This window comes from Bradyrhizobium tropiciagri (genome assembly GCF_001189845.1).
Classification (GTDB): domain Bacteria; phylum Pseudomonadota; class Alphaproteobacteria; order Rhizobiales; family Xanthobacteraceae; genus Bradyrhizobium; species Bradyrhizobium tropiciagri.
This window is the reverse complement of the sequence record NZ_LFLZ01000007.1, coordinates 194,165-202,139: the sequence shown is the minus strand read 5'-3', so window position 1 is coordinate 202,139 and position 7,975 is coordinate 194,165. Positions and strand designations below refer to the sequence as shown.

At 64.6% G+C, this 7,975-nt stretch carries 8 protein-coding genes; 1 reads left to right on the top strand and 7 read right to left on the bottom strand.

The window, feature by feature from the left end; translation table 11 throughout:
* Positions 1-87: 87 nt before the first annotated feature.
* Positions 88-1,470: a peptidoglycan DD-metalloendopeptidase family protein gene (locus AKN84_RS08885; RefSeq protein ID WP_050420364.1), complete on the bottom strand. Its 1,383-nt coding sequence runs from the start codon at positions 1,468-1,470 to the stop codon at positions 88-90.
* Positions 1,471-1,580: 110 nt separating this feature from the next.
* A complete protein-coding gene (locus AKN84_RS08880; RefSeq protein ID WP_050420363.1) occupies positions 1,581-2,237 on the bottom strand; it encodes a protein-L-isoaspartate(D-aspartate) O-methyltransferase in 657 nt (218 codons plus the stop codon).
* A gap of 372 nt (positions 2,238-2,609) precedes the next feature.
* Between AKN84_RS08880 and AKN84_RS08875 the strand changes: the two genes are divergently transcribed.
* Positions 2,610-2,987: a response regulator gene (locus AKN84_RS08875; RefSeq protein WP_128970559.1), complete on the top strand. Its 378-nt coding sequence runs from the start codon at positions 2,610-2,612 to the stop codon at positions 2,985-2,987.
* 104 nt (positions 2,988-3,091) lie between these two features.
* Here the strand turns inward: AKN84_RS08875 and surE are convergent, their stop codons facing one another.
* The 5 genes from surE to tatB form a co-directional block, all read right to left on the bottom strand.
* Positions 3,092-3,859, bottom strand: coding sequence for a 5'/3'-nucleotidase SurE (gene surE, locus AKN84_RS08870; protein WP_050420362.1), 768 nt, complete (start codon positions 3,857-3,859; stop codon positions 3,092-3,094).
* Between the two features lie 79 nt (positions 3,860-3,938).
* Positions 3,939-5,021, bottom strand: coding sequence for a hypothetical protein (locus AKN84_RS08865; RefSeq protein ID WP_050420361.1), 1,083 nt, complete (start codon positions 5,019-5,021; stop codon positions 3,939-3,941).
* Between the two features lie 16 nt (positions 5,022-5,037).
* The gene (gene serS, locus AKN84_RS08860; RefSeq protein WP_050420360.1) at positions 5,038-6,369 is read right to left on the bottom strand and encodes a serine--tRNA ligase; all 1,332 of its coding nucleotides are present in this window, start codon (positions 6,367-6,369) and stop codon (positions 5,038-5,040) included.
* A 198-nt stretch (positions 6,370-6,567) separates the two neighbouring features.
* The gene (tatC, locus tag AKN84_RS08855; protein WP_050420359.1) at positions 6,568-7,368 is read right to left on the bottom strand and encodes a twin-arginine translocase subunit TatC; all 801 of its coding nucleotides are present in this window, start codon (positions 7,366-7,368) and stop codon (positions 6,568-6,570) included.
* The gene (tatB, locus tag AKN84_RS08850; protein WP_050420358.1) at positions 7,365-7,886 is read right to left on the bottom strand and encodes a Sec-independent protein translocase protein TatB; all 522 of its coding nucleotides are present in this window, start codon (positions 7,884-7,886) and stop codon (positions 7,365-7,367) included. The genes tatC and tatB overlap by 4 nt, the downstream gene beginning before the upstream one ends.
* Between the last annotated feature and the right edge of the window lie 89 nt (positions 7,887-7,975).

The window sequence follows — 7,975 nt, the reverse complement described above, 5'->3', positions numbered from 1 at the left end:
CTTTAGATCAAACAAAACGGGGGGCTTGCGCCTCCCCGTTGTCTTTGTTGTGAGACTTGGAAGTCCCTTGAAGTCCCGGCGCCTAACTTATGCGCCGTTGAGGAACTGGAGCGGATCGACCGGAGACGATCCCTTGCGAATTTCGAAGTGGAGCTGCGGCGAGCCTGCCTCGCCGGTCTGGCCCGACTTGGCGATCACCTGGCCGCGCTTGATGGTATCACCGCGCTTCACCAGGATTTCGCTCGCATGGGCATAGGCCGTGACGTAGCCGTTGGAATGGCGCACCAGCACGAGATTGCCGTACCCCTTCAGCTCATTGCCCGAATAGGCGACGACGCCGTCTTCGGCGGCCTTCACCGGCGTGCCTTCGGGCACCGCGACGTTGATGCCGTCATTGACCTTGCCGTTGGTCTTCGAGCCGTAGGCGGTGATGACCTTGCCGCGCACCGGCCAGCGGAACGTCGGCAATGCGCCGGTGGCTTCGCTCGATTTGGTGACGACGGGCGTTTCTGCGGCGGCGGCCGGCTGTTCGACAGTTGCGGTCGGCTGAACCAGCCGCGCGCTCTGCTGCGGCAGCGCCGTGGCAACGACCTTCGGGGCCGCCATCGCCGGTGCCGGAGCGACAGCGACCGGTGCGGCGGCAACAGGCTGCGCAACCGGCGCGGGAGCTGCCATCGCCGTCTTGGCGCCAGGCACCACGAGCTTCATGCCGAGGCTCAGCCGGGCCGACTGGTCGAGATTGTTGGCACGCGCGAGATCGGCCACCGGGATGTGGTGCTGGCGCGCGATGCTGTGCAGCGTGTCGCCGCGATTGACATAGTGGACGCCGGAAGGCGCGGCTGCCACGGCAACGGGCCGCGTGGCCGGTGCGGCCATTGCAGGTGCCGCGGCCACTGCTCCTGCCCCCGGACGCGGAATGATCAGCTGCTGGCCGGGCGACAGAGCGCGCGGTCCCTTGTAGCCATTGGCGTGCAGGATCTCGGCCGTCGAGACGTTGTAGCGGCGCGCCAGCACTTCCAGCGTGTCGCTGGTGCCGACGATGATGGTGGTGCCGCTATGCGAAGCATGCGCGGCGGCGACCGAATGCGGCACGCTGCCGGTGGCTTCGATCTGCGGGCGCGCCGGCGGCGGGGTGTAGGACGACATCCCGCGCCCGCCTCCGGAGACGCCGGCATTGGCGACCGGATAGGACTGCGGCGCGGCAACCGGCGGCGGCAATGGCTGCGACTGATACTGCGAATACTGCGGTTGGGTTCGCGGCCGCGCGTATTGCGGCAGCTCACGCGGCGGCGGCGCCTGCACGGTGCCGGTCGGCTGCGGATCGAACGCAAACGGATTTTGCGAATAGGAATTTTGCGAGAAGCGCGACGACATGTCGGCGCTGCAACCGGCAAAAGCCATGGACATCAGCGTCAGCACCGCAACCTGCGGCACGCGACGCGAGCGAAGCAACTCAACAACCCCAGACATGGTTACTCACTCGTACGCAACAAAAGACTGTTTTGAGTAAACACGTCGCGAGTAAATAACCGCTTAACCCTGGGAATAAGGCGTTGGTGCCAAGCAGCAAATCGCCAAATTTACAATTCGCGCGCGATTCCGGGCAACGCCGGCACAAAGCGGACGTCGACCAGTTCCTTGCGGTCGAAGCCGTTCGCGGTCCGCACCACGCGGACCAGGGTCTGGGTGCCCTGGTGCGGCCCGACCGGGGCGATCAGGATGCCACCCGGATCGAGCCGCTCCAGCAGCTTCTCCGGAATCTGCTCCATCGCCGCGGTGACGATGATGCGGTCGAAATCGCCCGCCCCCGCGGGAACGTCGAAGCCGTCGCCGAGCAGCACCTCGATGTTGTAATAGCCGAGCTTTTCAAGCCGTTTGCGCGCGCCGTCGGCCAGTGTCCGGTAGCGCTCGATGGTCAGAACGTGCTTGCACAGCCGGGACAGCACGGCCGCCTGATAGCCCGATCCGGTGCCGATCTCGAGCACGCGGTGGTCCTTCTGAAGGTGCAGCTGCTCGGTCATGTAGGCCACGACGAAGGGCTGGCTGATGGTCTGCCCGCAGGCGATCGCAAGCGCGCTGTCGCGATAGGCCTCGTTGCGATCGCGCGGATCGACGAACATCTCGCGCGGCACCTCCTCCATCGTGCGCAGCACCGCCTGATCGCTGACCCCTCGCCGCCGCAGGGTGAGCTGAAACATCATCTTCTCGGTTGGATCGGGCTTCAGGGCCATGTTCATCAGCGTCTCTGGGCAGCAGCGCGGAATCTTGCTCCTGCTAGATGCCATTGAAATCCGAAATACCGCGTTAAGGAAAAATTTCCCGTCACCTTTTGTTCCCGCTCAGGAACCGACACGCCGATTTCGTCTTGGCACCAATCCGCAAGCTTCCCATATAATCGACAGCGATGCGCTGATAACGCCGGAGATGCGCGGGCGGCGGTTGGGCCGTTGCACCCGGTCAGAGCCTGGACGAATCTCGCGCAACGAGTCAGTCAGGACGATGCGGCGACGCAGCGGCGCGCGCCGGAAACCGACTAATTCCCAAACGTTTGCATTGCGCCTTGTAGTGTTATTTGCGAGCCTATTTCAGGGACGGGCAAGGATTCCATCATGACAGCGATACGGCCGGCGGGCTGTTCAGTTTTCCTCGTGGAGGACGAGGTCATGATCCGGATGATGGTCGCCGACATGCTGGAAGAGCTCGGCCATAGTGTCGCGGCCGAGGCCGGCGAAATCGGCGAAGCGGTCAAGCTCGCGCAATCGACCGAATTCGACCTCGCGATCCTCGACGTTAACGTCAATGGCAAGGTGATCACCCCGGTCGCCGAGCTGATCAACGCCCGCAATCGCCCCTTCATCTTCGCGACCGGCTATGGCTCGTCCGGCCTGCCGCCGGAATATCGCGACCGTCCGGCCCTGCAAAAGCCCTTCCAGCTGGAAACCCTCGCCCAGGTGATCGCCAGCGCGATGCGGAGCGCGCCGGTTTAGATATCGGGTGTCCGTAGCCCGGATGGAGCGCAGCGTAATCCGGGGCTCACGACCGTGCAAACGCCGTCCCGGATTTCGCTTCGCTCCATCCGGGCTACAAGAGATCACTTCAGCGTTTCGACCAGCGTCTCCGAAAACACTTCATCGGTGCGATCGAGCCGCAGCGGCGTGACCGAAACGTAGCGCGCGGCAAGCGCGGCAAGATCGGTGCCCTCGGCCGGGGTATCCATCATCGCCGCGCGCTCGAAGCCGATCCAGAAATACGGATTGCCGCGCCCGTCGTGACGGCGATCGATCTTCAGAAAGCCCTGATTGCGCTTGCCCTGCCGCGTGATGCGGATGCCCTTGACGTCATCGGGCATGCATGACGGGAAGTTGACGTTGATAACGGTATTTCTCGGCACGCCCGCGTCGATCACCTTGCGGATGATGTCGGGGCCGAACTTCAGCGCGGTGTCCCACAGCGGTGCGTTGCGCGTCTCGATCGAGAATTCCTGCGACAACGCAAATGACGGAAAGCCCAGGATGGTGCCTTCCAGCGCGCCGGCGATGGTGCCGGAATAAACCACGTCCTCGGCGACGTTGCGGCCCTTATTGACGCCACTCAGCACGAGATCCGGCAGCTTGTCGCCGAGAATGTGGCGCGCGCCCATGATGACGCAATCGGTCGGCGTGCCGCGCACCGCGAAATGGCGCGGGCTGACTTCGCGCAGACGCAGCGGATCGTTGAGCGACAGCGAATGCGAGACACCGGACTGGTCGAGCTCGGGAGCAACGATCCAGACGTCGTCGGACAGGGCGCGTGCGATCTGCTCGACGACCTGCAGGCCGGGAGCGTGGACGCCGTCATCATTGGTGCAGAGAATTCGCATCCGTCAAAGCGCCTTTGTTCCGATTCGACGCGGGTTTTCTTGAGCCGCGATTTCTTCAGTTGATTGCCGTCTTAACCGGCTAGGGCCGCGGAGGCAAACCCGGCGAAGGCCCGCGCCAACGCGCCGACGTCACGCGCCACGGCTGCAGGAATTTGCCGCTGCCGGCGATCTTGCGGACGAAGACCGGCCAGGCCGGCCTCCGCACAACTTTGACGACGGGCACCAGCGGCGGCACTTCGAGCCGTTTTGCAGGCGCCGCCTGACGTCCATCGTCGAGAGCTTGGGACTTGAGAGCTTCTGATCTGACGGGCTCAGGCTTCCGGGATTCAGGCTTGGAAGCCTCCCGTTGTGCAGGCTCAGCCTTGGCAGGTTCAACCTTGGCACGTTCAGCTTTGGGAGATTCAACCCTGCGCGCCTCAGGCCTGGGCGGCTCGGGCGTGACCGCTGCGGATTGGCGAAGCTCGGGCCTCGGCGGCTTCGGAAGCTCCGATTTGTGCAACTCGGCCGCAGCAGCTTCGCTTTTGCCGGGTGCAGATGCGAGAGGCTCGGGCTTGAGCGATACAGGCCTGGCGGGCTCTGCCTTCGGGAGTTCGACCTTCCGGGATTCGGGCCGCGGCAGCTCGGGAGCGACCGGCGCTGTTTCGCGAAGCTCGGGCTGTGCGGCCTTCGGAGGCTTCGACTTAGGCAGCTCTGGCCTGATAGGTTCGACATTGCGCGGCTCAGGCTTCGGCGTCTCAGGCTTGGGCAATTCGGGTCCGGGCGGCCGCGCTGCGGGCACCTCCGCCGCCGGCGGCGCAATCGATTTCGATTTCAGCCTCGCCAGCAGTTCCTCGATCGAGGGCACCGATGCTGCGTCAAGCGGCGCGCGCGGCGCGGCCGGTGGCGTCACTCGGACCGGAGGTGGCGGTGCCACGACCCCCGCCGGCGGCGGCAGATCGTCCGGCGCCAATTGGGCGAACTTGCCGCGCGCGATCTCCAGCGCCTTGTCGAAGTCGGGCCGGTCGATCCACGCCTTCGACTGCACCTCGCTCACGCGGGCTTCCCACAGGCGCGCGGCCTCGATGTCGTAATAGCCCATCTGCTTCTGGTTGATCAGCTGCAGCCCGTGGCCGGTGACGGCCCATTGCTTGCCAAGCCAGTGGATGTCACGGTGGAGCGGCATCGCACTGACCCTCGCCTTACATGCCGTGCTCGATGACCTTGAGCCCGCCCATATAGGGCTGCAGGACATCGGGCACCGCGATCGAGCCATCCTGCTGCTGATAAGTCTCCATCACAGCGATCAAGGCGCGGCCGACCGCCGTGCCGGAGCCGTTCAGCGTATGCACGAAGCGCGGCTTGCCGTCGGGGCCGCGGTAGCGTGCATCCATGCGGCGGGCCTGGAAGTCGCCGCACACCGAGCAGCTCGAGATCTCGCGATAGGCGCCGCCATCGCCCTGCCCCGGCATCCACACCTCGATGTCGTAGGTCTTCTGCGCGGAGAAGCCCATGTCGCCGGCGCACAGCGTCATGACCCGATAATGCAGATCGAGCTTCTGCAGCACCTGCTCGGCGCAGGACAGCATGCGCTCGAGCTCATCCTTGCTGGCTTCGGGCGTCGTGATCGACACCAGCTCGACTTTTGTAAATTGGTGCTGGCGGATCATGCCGCGCGTGTCGCGTCCCGCGGCGCCCGCCTCGGCGCGGAAGCACGGCGTCAGCGCGGTGAGCCGCATCGGCAGCTCCTTCTCGTCGAGGATGGATTCGCGCGCGAGGTTGGTCAGCGAGACTTCCGCAGTCGGAATGAGGCCAAGGCGTTCGCTGCGCAGATCGGCATTCGGGGCAGAGAGCAATTCGCCCTTGATCGCCCAGAACTGGTCGTCCTCGAATTTCGGCAACTGGCCGGTGCCGAACATCACGGCGTCGCGCACCAGCAGCGGCGGGTTGATCTCGGTGTAGCCGTGCTCGCCGGTGTGCAGGTCGAGCATGAACTGCCCGATCGCACGCTCGAGCCGCGCCAGCCCCTTCTTCAGCACGACGAAGCGCGCGCCGGACAGTTTCGCCGCCGCCTCGAAATCCATATAGCCGAGCGCAGTGCCGAGGTCGTCGTGCAGCTTGGGAGCAAAGCCGTAGTCGCGCGCCTTGCCGAACACATGGTGCTGGACATTGCCGTGCTCGTCGACACCGTCGGGCACTTCGTCGAGCGGCAGATTGGGAATCGACGACAGCTGCTTCGTCAGCTCTTCATCGGCCGACTTCGCAGCAAGCTCGAGCTCGGGCATCGTGGTCTTGAGCTCGGCGACCTCGGCCATCAGCCTGGCCGCGCGCGCCTCGTCCTTGGCCTTCTTGGCGTCACCGATCTCCTTGGAGGCTGCATTGCGCCGCGCCTGGGCCTGCTCTGAAGCCAGGATCGCCGCGCGCCGCTTCTCGTCGATCGCCAGCAGCGACGGCGACAGCGCCTCAAGTCCGCGGCGCTTCAGGCCGGCGTCGAAGGCGGTCGGATTGTCGCGGATCGCTTTGATGTCGTGCATGGCAGTCCTGATGGCGGGCTTGCAGATAACGTCTTACGTCAACGCTTGCGTTGCATGTTTCCACTACCACGGCCGTCATCGTCAGCGAAAGCGGCTGATCCAGTATTCCAGAGGCGTCAGCGTGTGACGGAGGGGCCGCGGCGTACTGGATACCCCGCTTTCGCGGGGTATGACGGCGGGGTATGTGACCAAATCACCCTACTCGGCCGGATTGGTCGCCGACGGCGCCGTGGACGAGGCGGTCGCGGCCTTCTTCTCCACGATCCGGACCGCGATGATGGCGCCCTCATAGAGCGCGAGCAGCGGGATCGCGAGCGAGGCCTGGCTCAGCACGTCGGGCGGCGTCAGCACCGCGGCGATGATGAAGGCGATCACGATGAAGTAGCGCCGCTTCTCCTTCAGCATCTTCGAGGTGACGATGCCGATGCGGCCGAGCAAGGTCAGGATCACCGGCAGCTGGAAGGCGATCCCGAACGCGAAGATCAGCGACATCATCAGCGAGAGATACTCGCCGACCTTGGGCAGCAGCTGGATCTGCGCGGTCTCCGCGCCGGCGGTCTGCTGCATGCCGAGCGAAAAACGGGTCAACATCGGGAAAACCACGAAGTAGACCAGCATCGCGCCCATCACGAAGAAAATCGGCGTGGCGATCAGATACGGCAGGAAGGCATTGCGCTCGTGCTTGTAGAGCCCAGGCGCCACGAACATGTAGACCTGTCCGGCGACGATCGGGAACGAGATGAAGGCGGCCCCGAACATTGCGAGCTTGAGCTGGGTGAGAAAATACTCGAGCAGCGCCGTGTAGATGAATTTCGAATTCTCCGGTCCCGCCACCCAGATGAACGGCCAGACCAGGACATTGAAAATCTGCTTGGCGAAGAAGAAGCAGATGATGAAGGCCACGGCGAAGCCGAGCAGCGCCTTGATCAGCCGCGAGCGCAGCTCGATCAGGTGATCCATCAAGGGGGCCTTGGAGGCCTCGATGTCTTCGGCGCTCATGACGCCCTCGCGTCCTTGAGCACGTCGGGCTGTGCCGGCGTGACGTCCTGCGGCGCAGGCTCGGGCTTCACCTCATTGGTGATCGCGAGCGGCTCGCCGGCGGCCACGTGCGTCTCGGCCTCGACGAAGGTTTCCGGCGTCGGCTCGGCCGGTGTCGTCGGCGTCACCGGTGCGTCGCTTGACGTCACCGGCGCATCGATCGCGGAGGCAACCTGCGCATCGACCGGCTTGTCGATCTGCAGGGCGTCGCTGACGTCCTTCTGCAGCGAGGTCATGATATTGCCGCTGGTGATGCCGGTTGCGGCTTCCCTGACCTCGTCAAAACTCTTCTTGAGGTCGGCCATCTCGGCCTCGCGCATGGCTTCCTGGAACTGGCCCTGGAATTCAGCGGCCATCTTGCGGGCCTTGCCCATCCATTGCCCGACCATGCGCAGCACGCCCGGAAGTTCTTTCGGGCCGATGGCGATCAGCGCGACGACCGCGATGACGACCAGTTCACTCCACCCGATATCGAACATGAATTGTTCCGCCTAAGCGCGCCGCCAGCGGCCCCATCGCTCCCAACAGGATGTGGGGCTGCCGGCGCCTTTTCTCAATCGGCGTCCAT